The sequence below is a fragment of the Microcoleus sp. N9_B4 genome (assembly GCF_036701635.1).
In the GTDB taxonomy this organism is placed as follows: domain Bacteria; phylum Cyanobacteriota; class Cyanobacteriia; order Cyanobacteriales; family Microcoleaceae; genus Microcoleus.
Window position 1 is genome coordinate 1 of record NZ_JAUBRC010000034.1, and the last position, 17,097, is coordinate 17,097.

The 17,097-nt window shown below is 45.8% G+C and carries 12 protein-coding genes and 1 pseudogene; 7 read left to right on the forward strand and 6 right to left on the reverse strand.

The genetic code is table 11. The annotated features are described in order from the left end of the window. The 3 genes from QUA43_RS21195 to QUA43_RS21205 all read right to left on the reverse strand — a co-directional run. Positions 1 to 2,564 (reverse strand): two-partner secretion domain-containing protein (locus tag QUA43_RS21195; protein WP_333376258.1); only part of this gene is annotated, 2,564 nt, incomplete at its 3' end. A gap of 65 nt (positions 2,565 to 2,629) precedes the next feature. Then, positions 2,630 to 5,578 (reverse strand): S-layer family protein, encoded by a 2,949-nt coding sequence (locus tag QUA43_RS21200; protein ID WP_333376259.1) that lies wholly within the window; start codon positions 5,576 to 5,578, stop codon positions 2,630 to 2,632. 107 nt (positions 5,579 to 5,685) lie between these two features. Further along, on the reverse strand, positions 5,686 to 6,303 hold the full coding sequence (locus QUA43_RS21205; protein WP_333376260.1) for a Uma2 family endonuclease: 618 nt from the start codon (positions 6,301 to 6,303) through the stop codon (positions 5,686 to 5,688). Between the two features lie 256 nt (positions 6,304 to 6,559). Here QUA43_RS21205 and QUA43_RS21210 point away from each other — a divergent pair. The 7 genes and pseudogenes from QUA43_RS21210 to QUA43_RS21240 all read left to right on the forward strand — a co-directional run bounded on the left by QUA43_RS21210 (position 6,560) and on the right by QUA43_RS21240 (position 11,637). Continuing rightward, positions 6,560 to 6,773, forward strand: a pseudogene (locus QUA43_RS21210) (DUF433 domain-containing protein). A gap of 135 nt (positions 6,774 to 6,908) precedes the next feature. Next, complete coding sequence (locus QUA43_RS21215) at positions 6,909 to 7,049, forward strand: hypothetical protein (RefSeq protein ID WP_333376261.1); 141 nt, start codon at positions 6,909 to 6,911, stop codon at positions 7,047 to 7,049. Further along, entirely contained in the window at positions 7,046 to 7,324 is a 279-nt protein-coding gene (locus QUA43_RS21220; RefSeq protein WP_333232807.1) for a hypothetical protein, read from the forward strand. The genes QUA43_RS21215 and QUA43_RS21220 overlap by 4 nt, the downstream gene beginning before the upstream one ends. Before the next feature lie 380 nt (positions 7,325 to 7,704). Next, positions 7,705 to 8,328, forward strand: coding sequence for a hypothetical protein (locus QUA43_RS21225; RefSeq protein WP_333376262.1), 624 nt, complete (start codon positions 7,705 to 7,707; stop codon positions 8,326 to 8,328). 2 nt (positions 8,329 to 8,330) lie between these two features. Continuing rightward, entirely contained in the window at positions 8,331 to 9,758 is a 1,428-nt protein-coding gene (locus tag QUA43_RS21230; protein WP_333376263.1) for a 7-cyano-7-deazaguanine synthase, read from the forward strand. A gap of 114 nt (positions 9,759 to 9,872) precedes the next feature. Next, complete coding sequence (locus tag QUA43_RS21235) at positions 9,873 to 11,066, forward strand: XRE family transcriptional regulator (RefSeq protein WP_333376264.1); 1,194 nt, start codon at positions 9,873 to 9,875, stop codon at positions 11,064 to 11,066. 19 nt (positions 11,067 to 11,085) lie between these two features. Then, positions 11,086 to 11,637: a hypothetical protein gene (locus tag QUA43_RS21240; RefSeq protein ID WP_333376265.1), complete on the forward strand. Its 552-nt coding sequence runs from the start codon at positions 11,086 to 11,088 to the stop codon at positions 11,635 to 11,637. 228 nt (positions 11,638 to 11,865) lie between these two features. Here QUA43_RS21240 and QUA43_RS21245 read toward each other — a convergent pair whose 3' ends face one another. The 3 genes from QUA43_RS21245 to QUA43_RS21255 all read right to left on the reverse strand — a co-directional run bounded on the left by QUA43_RS21245 (position 11,866) and on the right by QUA43_RS21255 (position 17,055). After that, the gene (locus QUA43_RS21245) at positions 11,866 to 14,031 is read right to left on the reverse strand and encodes a ShlB/FhaC/HecB family hemolysin secretion/activation protein (protein ID WP_333376266.1); all 2,166 of its coding nucleotides are present in this window, start codon (positions 14,029 to 14,031) and stop codon (positions 11,866 to 11,868) included. Between the two features lie 638 nt (positions 14,032 to 14,669). Further along, positions 14,670 to 15,677 (reverse strand): protochlorophyllide reductase, encoded by a 1,008-nt coding sequence (locus QUA43_RS21250; protein WP_333376267.1) that lies wholly within the window; start codon positions 15,675 to 15,677, stop codon positions 14,670 to 14,672. A gap of 259 nt (positions 15,678 to 15,936) precedes the next feature. Then, the gene (locus QUA43_RS21255; protein WP_333376268.1) at positions 15,937 to 17,055 is read right to left on the reverse strand and encodes an alkene reductase; all 1,119 of its coding nucleotides are present in this window, start codon (positions 17,053 to 17,055) and stop codon (positions 15,937 to 15,939) included. Between the last annotated feature and the right edge of the window lie 42 nt (positions 17,056 to 17,097).

Sequence of the window (17,097 nt, forward strand, 5' to 3'; positions counted from 1 at the left end):
ACCACATTTTGTGGCAGTTCCACTAAACCTTGAGCAGGATTCACCCCTGAAGCACTAAATGTAACACTACCTTGCAACGCCGGGCCGCTACTTTGGGAAATCGCCGCAATATCGCTGGTAGGAAGTAAAGAAGTTGGATTGACTTGTAAGGCCGCAAATTCAGCATCAGTCAGTCCTAAACTACTCCGGGCTTGTTCGCGGTTAAGGCTTGTAAAGCCAAAAATATTTGGTACATTGACCCTAACTTGACCACCTCTAGCTGTCCGAGCGTTAGCTGTAATATCGCTATTTTCTCTTGGTAAAGCTACCAAAATATCGCTGTCAATTCTGATATTTCCCCCGTCAGAAATACCTGCATCTGTTGTAATTCTGCTACCGCGCCGCAACTGTGCATCTTGCGCCCTGATATTAATATTGCCACCACCGCCAGAGTCAGTTGTACCGTCAATACTAGCTTTATTATCCAAGGCAATTGAGTTAGCTACAACATTAATATTTCCAGCCCTTCCCCTTCCTAAAGACTGAACACTAACCGTTGCTCCATCCCGGATACTCAATCGATTTACATTCAAATTTAATGAACCCGCGTTCCCCGTAGCGTTGGGATTGACAATAATAGAAAAACTGCCAGCCGAAGCCTCAATTCTACTTGCGAAACGACCGTTACTCCCCGCACCTTTAAGTTCTATGCGATCGGCATCAATAGTAATATTTCCGGCATCTACTGCACCCAAAGAAGCCGCAGAAATAATTCCCCCATTCCGCAGAGCTAGCATCGGTGTAGAGAGATGGATATCTCCACCTCGGCCAGAACTTGAAGTTTGAGTAGCCAGAGCACTCGCTCCGAATCCTACATTTCCCAAAACTCCAGATACCCCGCTCACTTCGATAGACTCGGAAGCTCTCACAGTTAAATTTCCTCCTAGACCTCCATTTCTAGAAAACACGACTTGCCCAATAACCGCACCCGTTGATAAACTAATTGAGGCTCCATCAGAAACACTTAGCCGCTTAGTGTCGATCGTAATATCTCCCGATTTGCCATTGCCATCAAAAGAGTTTGTACCGATCCGAGTTTGGGCGGCACTTCCAGAAATACCCCCCGACAATTCTACAGATTCAGTTGTTTTAATCGTGATATTTCCTGATGCTCCATCGCTGCGGCTGATGCTAACCAAACCACCAGCATCGCGTATAATTAACCGTTGGGCCTCAATATTGATATTGCCGCCAGAGCCGCTACTTTCCTTAGTTGTTCCATTATTGATTGCTGAACTGACAAACTCCACCGTGTTAGCGCGGACAGTCAGATTTCCCCCATTTCCAGCACCCAGGGTGGCGGTACCGCCTACCACGCCATCGCGCAACAGCAACCGTCCGGTATCGATGTTAACCTCTCCAGAAGTTCCACTGCCCACAGTACCACTATTAATTACAATTTGGGGGTCAAAGGGGTTGAGGGTTCCAGATAATATATATTGGGTATAAAATCGCTGATAGCCTCCTATTCCTAACCCAATCATTTCTACTGAGTCAGTAGCGCGGATATTCATATTACTCCCCTTTCCATCTCCCAGGGTTGAAGTAAGAATTTGCGCTCCTCTATCTACTCGTAAATTGTGAGCGTTGATGTCAATGCCTCTACCATCAATACTTCCCAATGTTAGGCTATAAATTCCCGAACTACTGACGGTGACGTTTCCACCTCTGATGTCAATTTTTCCACCTCCTAATCCGCTGGTATTTATAATTGCACCGTTCATTTCAATATTGCCGAAGTTGGAAATATTGTCATAGTTTAAATTCAGACCTAAAGCTGTTGGTTCAAATTGTACTAAACCTGGACTTTGGACACTTCCCAGTAATATTTGTCCAGTATAAGCTGTTAAATTTCCTCCTTGCAGTTGAATGTCACCGCCAATTAATGCTAAAGTTTGACCGGGGTCTACTGCTAAACCGAGTTTTTCAAAAGCCGGAATTTCTATGGGTAGAGGCGGTAAGGCTGATGTAGGAGCCATTGTTTGGGAAGAGTTGACAATTGTGCCGGAATTTTCTCTAAAGTTCAAACCCACAGGAATGTTAATCGCTAATAATGGCACTGCGTTAGGATCGGCAGCGCTAAATTCAAAGCCATTATCAAAGAGAACACCGCTACCAGTTGCACCAATAAATGAACCGCGCAAATCTAACCGAGCATTAGGGCCAAAGATAATCCCTTTCGGATTAAGTAAAAATAAGTTAGCATTTCCTTGGACTCCCAGAGTTCCTAAAATATTAGAAGGGTTGCCACCCGTAACGCGGGTGAAGATGTTGGCAATTCCGCTGGGATTGGCAAAATATGCTCCTCTGCCTTCACCCACATTAAATTCTCGTAAACTGTGAAATAAATTTACTCCGCGAGTTGCGCCGCCTTCTATTCTGTCCGAGGGTAAGTTATTAATAGTGTCGGGAACTATGCGCGAACTTTCTGTACCCAAGCTATTATCGGGGATAACTTGGGCGATGGCGGGAAAAGGAAACAGCAGTAAAAATGCAAAAAATAGGGGGGAAGATTGGCGGGGCATCTTTTAAGTCGGGTTAATTTAATATTAGAAAAATAGCGAGGGATTAGCTAAAACCTCAAGAGTACCTATTGAGGTACGCAAACACCGGTTGGTTTCGGACTGCGAAGAGATGCACCACCAGAATTATAGGCTACCAGCGTTACTTGTTCTCGATCGTCCATTACCCAGCCTTGAGCAGGCATAATTTCTGTTGGTCGAATTTCGAGGGATGGTATGACGCCTTCTACTTGCGGACTTCCACCTACCGCTGGTTCCACCCACGGAAACGGCAATGGAGCGCTGCTGAGAACTTCATTAGGACTCGGTGGCAATCCCCCCCGCCCAGTCACAGTAAACTCGTTTTCGGCCCCTTGGATACAGGGATTTGCAGCAATTAACGCAGCCGGATTCACCACATTTTGCGGCAGTTCCACTAAACCTTGAGCGGGATTCACTCCAAAAGAACTAAATGTTACCGCCCCTTGCAAAGCCGGGCCGCCACTTTGGGAAATCGCGGCGATGTCGCTGCTTGGAAGCAGAGATGTAGGACTTACTTGCAACGCTGCAAATTCGGCGTCACTGAGCCCGAACCTGTTTCTGACTTGTTCGCGACTCGCTGCCGTAAAACCAAAAACATTGGGGACATTGATATTCACGCGGCCACCGCCTGCTGTGCGGGCGTTGGCTGTGATGTCGCTGTTTTCTTGCGGGAGGGCGACAAGAATGTCACTGTTGATGTTGATATTGCCGCCGTCAGAACTGCCTCCATCCGTGGTAATTCGGCTGTTGCGGCGCAATTGGATGTCTCGCGCTTGCAGGTTAATATTTGCTCCAGTACCGGATACAGTCGTGCCGTCAATACTCGCTTTGTTGTCAAGAGCGATCGAATTTGCGACAATATTGATATTACCAGCGCGTCCGGTTCCTGTAGCCTGCACCGTCACTGTAGCTCCATCTCTGACAATTAGTCGATCGGCATTCAGATGTAACGAACCGGCATTTGCCGTAGCATTGGGATTAGTACCAAATATTTTGCCCACCGAAGCATCAATTGTACTGACAAACAGACCATTATTTCCGCTGCCGCTGACCTCAATGCGATCGGCATTAATAGTAATATTCCCCACATCTCCCACCCCCAAAGAACTCGTAGAAACTATCCCCCCATCCCGCACGGTTAGGCTGGGCGTATCAATACGAATATCCCCACCTCGACTCGAACTCAACGTTCCAGAAGTCAGCGCACTCGCATTTTGAATTCCGCTGCTCAAAAGTTGAGAAATACCTGAAATTTCTACTGATTCAGTCGCCCTAACTGTTAAGTTCCCAGCAGGCCCGCCCTCCTGAGAAAACAAAAACCTGCCAACTAAAACACCCGTTCCTAATGTAAACGCCGAACCTCCAGAGAGAGTCAACCGCTTAGTATCAACGTTAATATTCCCCGCCCTTCCGTTAGAACCGATACTCAACGTGCTGATTCCAGTTGACACAACTGTTGTCGGGCCGCTGTTAGACAATTCTACTGATTCAGCAGCTTTAATGTTGATATTCCCCGACGGGCCGCTGCTGTAGCTTGTGGTACCCAAAAGAGAACCGTCGCGCATAATTAATCTGGCGACATCAACACTAATGCTTCCTCCCGCACCGCTACTTTCTTTAGCTGTCCCGTTGTTAATTCCAGAACCCACCATCTCAAAAGTATTGGCGCGAATTATTAAATTGCCGCCATTGCCACCACCAAAAGTGATGCCGCTACCTACTACGCCATTGTTGAAGAGCAGGCGGCCAGTGTCGATCGTAATATCGCCCCCTGAACCAGCACCAGCACTAGCATTCAACAGCACAAATAGCGGGTCAAACGGGTCTGTAGTTCCCGATACCAAATATTTAATTGCAACCTGTTGATAACCCTCAACTCCCAACCCGCTCATTTCTACTGAATCAGCAGCGCGGAAATTGATATTGCCTCCTGCACCATCTCCTAGAGTCAAAGTAGAAAATTGCGTGCCGTTTTCCACTCGCAACTTTTGAGCGCTGATATCGATACCTCTACCATCAATATTTCCCAGTGTCAGCGCATAAATTCGCGCACCGCTGAGGGCGACATTTCCACCTTTTAACTCTACTCTGCCGCCACCAGTGCCGCTAGTGTTGATCAGTGATCCCTCGGATATTTGAATATTGCCGAAGTTCTGAATATTGTCATAATTTAAAGTTAAATTCCCCTTTTCCCCCGCTGTCAGTGCAAAATTAACTAAACCGGGACTCGCTGCGCTACCGAGTAAAATTTGTCCGCCGCTGGCGGTTAAATTGCCGCCTTGCAGTTGGATGTCGCCGCCAATCAGTGCTAAAGTTTGACCGGGGTCTACTGCTAAACCCACTCGATCGCTAATCGGAATTGGCACAGGAGAGGCTGGGAGGTTTACCTTTCCTAAAGCTGTCGATTGATTGACAATTGCACCGGGATTGTCTCTAAATCTTAAACCAACGGGAATATTAACGGTTAACAGCGGAGATGTTTGTGGGTTGGTGCTGCTGAATTCAACGCCGTTATAAAAAACAATACTGTCAGCCGTGGAACCGATAAAGGAACCGCGCAAATCTAACCGCGCATTCGGCCCGAATATAATTCCTTTCGGATTAATTAAAAATAAATTGCCGTTGCCTAAGACTCCCAGAGTTCCTAAAATATTTGAGGATTTTCCGCCAGTAACGCGGGTAAAAATATTAGAAATTCCCTTGGGATTTTCAAAATAAGCTCCCCGCCCTTCACGGATGTTAAATTCGCGCAAGCTGTGAAAGAGGTTAACCCCACGAGTTGCACCGCCAGTGATTCTATCTGAGGGTATGTTATTGATAGTATCGGTAACTGTGCGGGAACTTTCTGCGCCCAGGGTATTATCGGGGATGATTTGGGCGATCGCGGAAGTGGGAAATAGCAACAGGAAAGCAAAGAGTAGGGAGTAACTTACGGGCGGGCTAGATTCCCAACCCCTACTCCCCACAATAAAATCTAGTATTTGTGGAACAGGCATCTTGCCTGTTTTTGAGAATGGTGAAAATAGTAAAGAGTAATGGACGGGAAGCATAAAAACACTCTTTCCAGGATAAAAAAATATCGGTGTAATCTCATCTCGTTTCTCTAAATGTTTTGAATTTGGCTGCTGAGTACAAGTTGCTCGACTGTGATTTCTAGTTCGGGAAAAGTTTTAGAGATAATGCGCTCATTACCTGTAAAACTTTGAACTAAATAACTGCCATTTTCCAACGAGTAAACGAAAACTGTGGGAATTTTGGGATTTCCTAGATAAGCCCTAGAAGCGATCGCTAAATAGTCCACAATCCAATACTCACAAATGCCGAGGCGTTGATACTCATCTAGTTTATCCACATAGTCGTCTTCCCAGTTAGTTGAGGTAACTTCAACTGCCAATTGGATAGGTTCGGTAAGGGCTCCGTAGCCACTTACATTGCTGTTCCATACTGATGCCTTAACCACGCCAACATCAGGATTTCTGCCTTGTTCTTGTCCTGAAGCTGTGACAGTCCTCAACACTATATCTTTGTCAACGATATAGTCAAGCCCCAAGCGATCGCTTTCTCTGTCGAAAGACTTAACAAGAAATCGTGCCACATTTTTATGAGCTCTGGTTGCTTCCACTTTGACAATCTCTCCATTTACAAGTTCGTAGATGCCAGATCCGTCTGGGTAATTTTCGAGAAAGTCTGCAAATGTTAGTTTAGTTTGTGTCTGAACCATAAGACAAGCCCTCTTGTGTTAACTAGGTTAGGATTTATATCGTTTCCGGTTCCATCATAATTATATATTTGGATCGTATCAGTGCGATCGTCCCCGATCGCGACCCAAGTAGCGATCGAGACCGCGACTTAATAAAATTTGACCGTCAGCGCTAAAAATAACTGACAACCTTGCCAGCTCCACAGCCATAGGCTAACATTTTGCCAAGGTCGAGAACACAATCTTACCAAGCTTTTTTATGAACTACTGAAACCACATCACGATCGAAGCAAATAAACGCGGTGGTAAGCCTTGTGTACGCGGCTTGCGAATTACAGTTTATGAAGTGCTTGAGTACCGGGCTTCCGAGATGACTGAAGCAGAAATTCAAGGGTGATTTTCCCGATCTGACGCGACAAGATTTAAAAGCCTGCATAGCTTATGCTGCTGACCGTGAGCGTCGGTTTATGACCGCCCCATTATCCGCATGAAATTACTTTTTGATGAAAACTTGTCGCCCAAGTTACCGAACAGTTTGAGCGATATTTTTTCAAATATAAGAAAGATAGCTTTTTTCAGTGCGACGGCTGAGGAAATCTGTTGCTGTTTAAATATGTGTGCAGAATATGCGTCCGAACGTTGATTCTCAGAAGATAGAACGATTGATGCAAGTCTTGGGTAGAGAAGCTCAGGGTTCAGTGCTTAGAAGCAAAGTTGAGAACTTCATCGAACGTTTTGAAGGTAACTCAGAGGAGGAACAGTCATGAGCTTGAATGAGTTGCCGGGAGCGGAGCTAATTCTAACGGGATTGGACGATCTTCATCATGGTAAGACGAATACAGTTGGGTCATTGTTAGTCGCGATCGCATCTGTACGCTTAACCGAAGCAGGCTTGGATATTCCGAAGGAGCCTTTAGTATCAGAGCCGGAACTAGCCTTGTATGCCCATCTTCAGAACGAACGCGATGATGCTTATTATTACTACAATGCTTTACTAAATAGCCTCAACAGCTTTTGTGCTGCACTTGAGTCTAGAACATAACAATGATAATTCCGACTATGAACTACGGTTTTTACCAATGGAGAAAACAAAATGGCGATCGGCCGATCTGCTATTTTTCAAGTCCTTACGAGAATAAATCTTGTTGATTCTCGTGAGCGAACACCTAGAATGACGTAAATACGTCTGATCGCACCTTGACAGGGCTGGCAATGCCTAGGCTGTAGTGTTGGTAATGGATCCAGTTTAGTGGACTATCACCAATATGTTGTAGAAACTTAGACCGCGAATACAGTCGATTAGCTTACGCAATAACCTGACATTTTATAGATTTATTCCCTTTAATTATTGACAATGTCAGGTTATTGATCTAAATTGAGGGTATAAGCAAACTCCTATTTTTGCAGCACGGAGCAGGGAACATGGCTGATGGAGATATTTTCCGCAATGGGCTTGGGTACTATAAAAAGCTATATGAGTCGCTCTGTGAGGGGAAAGCAAGTATCGATGAGTGTACTCGGATGGCGATCTCAGCACTGAAGCGAGATCTTCAAAAAAAAGGCAATCTACCAATCGTTGTTGCCCAACAGATGGGTGAAAGGTTGTCCCAGGTTATTGACATCGCGGGCGGGAATAACTCTGTTGACTGGGGTATGGCGAATAGGGAAATAGAAAAAATACTTCAAGTTGATGGAAGGCATGACGTTAAGGAGCTTATTCTTTGCGCTGGAAAGAGTTTCCTACATGAGCTTAGGTATGGTAACGATCGAGGATTAACTGCTAATAGTATGTCGGAAGCAATTTTGGGGCAATACATGACCACAGTGCTGGAATCAGGATTTCATGGTCGTATACCACTAACCGATGAACATCTTGCAGGGATGAATGATCGAACTCTTAAACAACTAATTCAAGAAATTCAGCCTGCGGTTGTTTCTGGAATCGGTAATTGGGCAAATAAGGCAAATATCGATGGAAGTGTAACCAAGTTACGACTACCACGCCGTCAAGTAAATCCAGTAGATATGGATGAAGACCTATGCTAACAATGAAGAAAGAATTTCATGCCCACGATAGTGATTACACGCTAGATTTTGGCTCTGGGGTAAATAGTAGTGGGTGTATTCAGTTTACAGATCATGCTACTAAAAAGGAGAGTTCTATTGGAATTACGATAGACGATGAAGAATTTAACTATCGAGTCAAGCAAGAGTTTCCATCTGTAGTTGCTGATCTAATCGATCTGGCTGTTGGAATCCATTTCGCTGATCGTCTTGCATTTCAAAATCTACGCCAAGATCAAAGTCGCATTTATGTAAAACTACCAGTCCGTCATCCTGAAATAATGAATACTGAATTATTTCGATCTCACCTAGAAAATTTGCTTGAATGGGCTACTGGAAGTCTATGGTTGTTTGACTTCCCAAAGAGATCAGATGCAGAACGTTCCGTTGTTCGGCAACCATCTTTGCCAGTAGCATCTCAGGATTGTGAAGTGGCCATGTGGAGTGGTGGTCTTGATGCCTTTGCTGGTCTCTATCAACGTTTGCGATCGCATCCAGAAAAGTCATTTTTACTTTTTGGCACTGGAGGTAATGTTAACGTTCACAAGCTACAGGAAGATACAGAAAAACAAATTAGATCTATTTTTCCAAATCGTTGTACTTTATACCGATTTCCAATTAGCTTCTTTGATAGCAATGCAGTTAGGAAAAACAAAATTACCCGCGCAAGAGGTGTTGTATTTGCAATGCTGGGTGCTGCCTGTGCATCTTTAATGGGGCGACAAGAGCTTTGCTTTTATGAAAATGGAACTGGTGCAATTAATCTTCCATATCGCGAATCTGCGTTGGGATTAGATCACACCAGATCGGTTCATCCATTGACTTTGCTGAAAGTGAGCGATCTCATTTCAGAGCTTCTAGGAGAGGCATTTCGGGTCTGGAATCCATTCCTATTCTCAACTAAATCTGAAATGTGTCAGATATTAGCAGAAGACGTGACGGGTAGACTATCTTCGCAAACAAAGTCATGCGACAGCCCCCACAGACATAATATCAGTCAGTGTGGATATTGCTCCTCTTGCCTTTTACGACGACAAGCTCTTAGTGCTGCTAAAATAGAGGATAAGACTCGATATCTAATATTACATGGAAATTATTCACCCGTGAAAGATCCAAGTGAGAGTTTACGACATATGCTCGCACAAGTTGAGACGCTACGATGCTTACTCAATCGACCTAATCCACATGAGATTCAGTGGGAAGCGTTAACTCGTAAATTTCCGATCCTCGATGATATTGTCGATCAATGTTCAGTCGTAGAAAAGTTGACCACTCTTGATATGCAGAGCAAGTTAATTAGACTTTATCAAAAGTATGTCGCTGAGTGGGATGATGTAAAATCTCAACTATCAGTCAACCTCATTAAGAATAGGGACAGTGAGTCGTTAGCTCGAAACTATAGCGGCTCTTAGATAGATGAGGTATATATCAAAGGTCACAAACCTTGATGTACATAGAATCTGGCATACCTCACCTTTTTGAGAAAGGCTATATTCGATCGCTTAATAAGATTAAGGAACACTGTAATGGCTACTAATATATTAGACAACATCGATCTAGCGAGATTGGGGGAACTCCTTCAACAAGCCCGTAAAAGCTGTGACATGACTCAAGCTCAAGCAGCCCAGATTATTGATACTGCAAGAACAACTATTGTTGCAATTGAGAAAGGAGAACGCCGGATCAAAGCAACGGAACTGATTAAACTCGCCCGTGCTTATGGAAAAGCCATCGGCGATTTCGTTCAGCCTCGTGCTGTTACAGAACCTTTTGAGGTTCAATATCGCTCGGCATTTGGGCAGAATGAAGCTGAAGCAGCACGGATTAAACCCAGTATTTTGCGCTTAGAGGAACTGTGCCAAAACTATCTAGATCTCGAAGCGATGATGGATGCACCCTTACCTCGAAATTATCCACAAGAGTACAAGATCGATAATATGCCACTTGAGGCCGCAGCGGAAAGTATTGCCATCTCAGAACGTCAACGGCTTGGGCTTGGTGATGCACCTATTCCATGTCTGCGAGATATTTTAGAACAGAGTGTCGGATTACGAATTTTTTATATAGAGATGCCACCTAAATACTCAGGTATCTATAGCTACAACGAACAAATGGGTGGCTGCATCGCGATCAATGCTGGACATCCTGAAGAGAGAAAACGCTGGTCATTAGCACATGATTATCTGCATTTTCTCGCTCATCGACGGAAGCCCATAGTTGATTTTGACGATCAGTATAAAAGGAAACCAGAGAGCGAGAGACTAGCAGACACTTTCCCTAATTATTTCCTAATGCCGACAAGTGATTTACTCAAGCGATTTAACGATATGCACCGATCTCATGGCAAGTTTACTGCAACAAATTTATTCACTTTAGCTCACCATTATGGAGTGTCTATTGAAGCTCTAATCTATCGATTGGAAGCAATTAAACTGTTACCCTCTGGAACTTGGGAGCGTCTGCGTGATCGAGGATTAAAAGTCCGAAAAGTTCAACAGGAAATGGGCTTGGAACCTATCATGGAACGCATCGACATGGCTCCTGTTCACTATCAGCATTTAGCGATCGAAGCACTAGATCGAGGGTTAATTACCGAAGGACACTTTGCTAATTTTCTTGGTGTCGATCGCCTGGAAGCTCGACGGATTGCAGAATCATTAAGCGGACATTCAAGCGGAATAATCGAAGAAGTTGCTGATTTAGACCTTTGTCAGGCGTAGGATAATTGGGTAATTAACGATGAATATTAAACAATCCCATATTGTCCTAGATGCCTGCTGTATTCTAAATTTCTATGCTTCGGGAAAATTTCGAGAAATATTGCAAGCTATTCCCGCTCAAATTGTGGTTGCTGAAGTTGTTAGATCGCAAGAATTAAAGACGCTTCAGCGGATTGAGAATGAGGAGAGTGAAGGTCCAATTTATTTTGACCAGGCGGTTCAAGAAGGTTTAATATCGATCGTAGATTTTGAATCGGAAGCAGAGGCAGAAACTTTCATCAACTATACTGCTCAAATGAGGGATGAAGGAGAATCTGCAACATTTGCGATCGCCTTTCACCGCGAATGGGCAGTTGCAACTGATGATAAGAGAGCGATCGCCTTTCTAAGAAAAGAGGCTCCTCACATCCAAATTATATCAACACTGGAAGTCATTGAACATTGGTCGGAAAAATCAAAAATTGACTCAGTAACATTAAAAGCCGCATTGAGTGCAATTCGAGTTAAAGCGAGATATCAACCTCCTCGAAATCACCCTTTGCTGATTTGGTGGGAAACTGCAATGAAATAAATAGATGAGCGCTCGAATATATAAAGCCAAGTAAAGCACAAAATAAATCTCGCAAAACATAAAATATTTACTATTTAGGGCTTGATTGACTCTAGTTATTAGTTATACCATTTTTCTATGAAGCTGCATAGAATATATACTTGGCCGGAAAAGGTTTCAGGTTTCCCATTCTGTGCAGCTTCATAAAGAATTGGTATTACTTATCAATTTTGTAACCCAACCTACAATTTAGAAAGCAAAGTAATTAATCCGAAAGTATAGGCCTTTTTCCTGCAAAGATCGATCGCCCGATCGAGCATTTATCAAAGGAATACCATAGTCTAAACGCACATTCAACCGATCGCCCATCTGCCAAACCAGGCCCAAACCCGCACCCAGCAGTTTATCCGAGTCAGGATTCGCCTTTTCCTCCGAATGGTTCCACCCTAGCCCAAAATCGATAAACGGAGCGACTTGCAACAAACCTTGGACTTCCGGGACACGCCAAACCGGAATTCGCACTTCTGCAGATGCGATCGCACCGCTATCAGTTAACAGCAAATCTTGGCGGTATCCGCGCACGCTTTGAACGCCACCGATCCCGATTTGTTCGAGGGAAAGCAGGGGGCGATCGGCTAATTGAATGTCAGAACGCACAATCAGCAAGGTTTCTGGGGCTAGCAGCCGCACGTATTGGGCTTGTCCGCGCCACGCCAGAAAGCTGCTGTCGGGCCCGCTATCGTTCGCAGTAGCGCCGAACAGATTAGTGCCGAGGGAAAACTGCGATCGCGCCGCGAACACTTGGCTGGAACTCCGCTGCACGTATTCTTGAAAAAAGCGCACAGCCGAAACCCGCGTTTCGCCGCGGTCGTTTGCTCCCGCCGAAAGCGCAAATCGTTCCCCCGACAGGAATGTATCGCTTTCTTGCCGCGAAAAACTCAGTCCCAAAGCCAAAGTGCGATCGGGCTTTTCGACAATCGGCTGGCGGTAAGTTAATTCGTAGGTGCGCGATTTCCCCTCAATTTCAGCAGCATCAAACGGTTCCTCGATGATATTGGTGCTAGCAGCACTCGCAGCGAAACCAATCGTGCCGTTGCGGGCGTTGACGGGGACTGTGTAGCTGCCGTTGAATTCGTTGCTGCCGTCGGTGTTAGCATAAGATACCTCTAATCCGTCGCCCAAACCGAGCAAATTTGCTTGATTGATGCGAACACCGCGCCGAAAACTGCCAACGCTGGGCGATCGATTGTTGTCTGCAAACACTTCAGCGCTAAAGCTGTCTGCTTCTTTGACGCGCACTTCTAAGCGGCTGTTTTCCGGGCGGCTTCCGGCTTGCAATTCGGCCGAAATATTGCCAATTAAGGGGTCGAGTTGCAGCAGTTGCAAGGCTTCCAGCAAGCGATCTCGGTTGAGGGGCTGTCTGGTGGCGCGTTCTAGGCGCGATCGCACGTAATTTGAATTTAAGCGCCTGTTTCCACTAATCACAATTTCATCTAATCCGCCTTCTACAATCCGAATTTTCACCACACCTCCTTCTCTCGGGAAGGTTTGGTTGGCGGTAATTACAGCGCCGGAATTGATGTATCCTGCCGCTACATATTTTTGAGTGACGGCTGCTTCGGCTGCGATCAGTTCGGCAAAGGTGATTTCGCGGCCCGCAAACTGTTGCGTAACTTCTGCGAGTTCGCGATCGCTAAAAGCTGTGTTGCCCTCAAATTCAAAGCCATCGACCCTAATTGTACCCAGAATGCTTGGTCGAGAATCGCCCGGAACAGGTTTTAGTGGGGTTGGTTGGAGGGGAGACGGCGCAGGCGGTTGCGGCGGCTCAGGAGTTGGCAATTCCGGCTCTCTGGGCAGAATTGGGTTGGGCAGTTGGCTTAATTGCAAAGGTTGAGCGATACCCAAATCGGTTTTCTTTTGGTCAATATTTTCTTCTAGCTTTTGATCTGAGTTAAAAATCTCGGTTTCTTGAGTTTTTGTGCTGAATGTGCGATCCTCTCCGAGGGCTTCGCTAACGGGCTGAGATGTTGCACCATTCTCAATAAGCCTTTTACCGGCGGGCAAGATGCCCACCCCACAATCAAACTCACTCCTTGTGGAACAGGCATCTTGCCTGTTCTTGACAATCGTGTAAGATGCCACATCGACTGAATTTGCCGCAGACGGCGGTAAGTCGGGAGTTTCCGCCGCCGCCGAGTGTTCTGACTCAGCGGGTAACTGCGTCTTCTCGTCAGCGGTGGCTAAGTCTTCGCGACTGTCAAGATTAGTGTCGCCTGCGCTGCTAACTGCTGCCAAATCCTCAACATTTGAGGTCAAAATTTCAACTGTGCTAGCGGATGTTTTCGCTGGTTTTCCCAACAAAACCAACCCAAAAATTCCAGCGAGTAAAAATAGTTTTTGCGATCGACAAGCCATAGGATATAATTATTATCTCGCTTAAGTGGGGGAAAATATTTTCAGGAAGTGAGCACCTAAGAGTAAAAATCAATCTTAACAGCAAAAAAGGAAACAGCCGTCGCAGCCAACAGTTTCGGCGACGCTACAAACCAAAAGGTCGATCGACGGCTGTTCATTTCCCAAGAATTACGCACCAACCGGGTTCTTATCCGAAAAAATATCGTGTAAGTCGATCGTAAACGGTAAAAAAAACCAAATGTTTGGGTTGCAAAACCTACGCTTTCATGCTAATGGCGCAACCCGAATAGCCCTGTACCCCAGGGTAAACCAGAAACCGGGTTGTTTCCGAAAAGACGCGCTACAACTGAGATCTTGCACTATTCTCAATAATCTTTTGATGAACAGGCTCTTCGGCCTGTTCCACAAGAGATAAATTTTCTTGTGGAACGGGCCGAAGAGCCCGTTCTTAAGAATAGTGCAAGATGTGAGTTACAACCCGCAGAGCCACTAAAAAACCCGGTTTCTTTGATTTTGGTGCATCATACCAAATCCGACTTTAATACCCCCTTCATTATTGAGTCAGCGTCTACCCACCTCCTGTGCGTAGACGCCGTTTCAACCGCCAAGCCTGATAAAGGGGGGTTTGTAACTTTGAACTATGCAGAGCGGCCCGCACCAGCCGCAGCACCCATTTGAGCCCCGTCAGTCAATCCCACCAACTTAGCACTCAACTCCCACATCCGCTCGCCTTTTTCATCATCGCGGGCCTGGGGAGAAACCTTCTGTACAAAAGACTTACCATCTTTTTTCTGGCGATTTCCCCAACTCCAATAAGCCCCAGATTGCTTGTATTCTGGATCAGCAACCACCATCGCCAGCCTTTCCCCCGCCAACTCCTGCGACACGTAACCGCCGGTGATATTCTTCTGAAACAGCGGGAACAGCTTCTGAAACAAAGGATAGTGGTTGCGGAATAGTGGGGTATCCGCAACGCATCCCGGATACAGCGAAGTGAAAGTAATCCCCGTGGATTCATGAAAGCGGCGGTGCAATTCCCGCATCGTCAGCACGTTGCAAACTTTGCTATCTTTGTAAGCCTTGACCGGTTCAAACTTTTTGCCATCAACCATCGAAATCGGGTCTTTGAAACCCGCTTCAAAACCCTCAAACTTGCCCAAATCCGGGCGCGGCGGAATCTTCCCGCCCAACTCGTCTGGATTGTGAGTCACAGTTCCCAAAATCACGATTCTCGCATCGGAATAATAGGAAGGCTTCATATTTTCCATCATCAGGTTACACAGCAGGAAATGACCCAGGTGATTGGTAGTCATCGTCAACTCGTAACCCTCCGGGCTCCGCAGCGGTTCCTTAATCAAAGGCATATAAATGGCGGCGTTGCACACCAAAGCGTCCAGAGGCCTACCGCTGGCCTTAAATGCCCGAGCAAACCTACGCACACTCTCCAAATCGCCCAAGTCAATCTCCATGATGGAGAAACTGCCTTCAGGTATACCCAACTCTTTGGCGGCCTCTCCAGCTTTCCGCACGTCCCGACAGGCCATGACTACGTGCCATCCCTTGTCTGCGAGAGCTTTCGCGCCGTACAAACCGACGCCGGAGGAAGCGCCGGTAATGATAACCGTTGATTTGTGATTTTGTGCCATCTTGTTAAAAGCGCTTCCGCTATTGATTTTTTTCAGGCTCTCAAAAGCTGAGCTAGCAGCTTGGATGTTTTGAAGTACCCTATGGTTATTAGGATATGGGGAAACGTTCTCGATCTCAACCGGCGATGACAATTAAATATCGCTTCAACTCCCACTCCTACTTTTGTGAATTAACCATAAATCCGGTTGGGGCGAGTTCACCATTATCTATGATGCACATACTCGGTATTGATCAACCCGCCCCAACCAACCAACTCAATTAAGAAATAGCGGCCGATTCCTGATATCTAGGGAAATCGATATAACCTTCAGGCCCAAAAGAATACCAGACGCCCACTTCAGCAGGCGGATTGAGCGGCCAACCATTAGTAAAACGCTCTACCAAATCGGGATTGCTGATAAAATCTCGACCAAAAGCAATTAAATCCGCAACTTTGCTACTCAGGGCCGTTTCAGCCTGTTCTTGAGTATATCCGCAGTTGCCGACGATCGGCCCTGCAAACACATCGCGAAACTCTCCTATCATCATGGGCGTTCCCAATTCGTGAAAGCCAAATGCTAGACCGTCCACTAAGTGAAGGTAAGCTAAATTATAGGCATTTAACTGCTGCGCGAAATACAGAAAATCTTCCCGATATTCGGGAGAACCCATATCATTGTAAATACCATTGGGAGAAAGCCTAACCCCTACTCTGTTGGCCGGAAATACTGTGATAATCGCCTCTACAATTTCCTTCAGAAAACGGTAGCGATTTTCGACTACGCCGCCATAGGAATCAGTGCGGTGATTGGTTTTGGTTTGCAGGAATGTGTCAATGAGATAGCCGTTTGCTGCGTGAATTTCTACACCGTCAAAACCTGCCATTTTTGCCCGTTCCGCCGCCTTGCGATAATCTTCTACAACCAGGGAGATTTCATCGGTTTCTAGAGCGCGGGGAGTTTCGTAGGGTTGTTTGCCTAGAGGGGTATGAATGCCTTCTCCATTTATTTTGATGGCAGAGGCTGCAACTGGCAATTGATTGTTTTGATGAAAACTGCTGTGGGAAGCTCGTCCGCAGTGCCAAAGCTGCATGAAAATCGGCGTTTGGTGGGCATGAACCGCACTCACAACTTGTTTCCAAGCTTCTCCTTGCTCGTCTGAATAAATACCGGGGGTATTGAGCCAACCAGTAGCTTGAGTAGAAATCACTGTCGCTTCTGTAATGATTAAACCAGCGGAGGCTCGCTGAGTGTAATACTCTGTCATCAAGGCGTTGGGCATCCGCGCTTCACCGGCTCTGGCTCTCGTCAGGGGTGCCATGAGTACCCGGTTTTTTAAGGGTAAATCTCCGATTGTGAAGGGACTGAGTAGGAGTGGAGAAGTTGTTTGAGTGGTCATAATTTTGAGGTTGTCTCAACTGAAGAATCTGGGAAATCACAT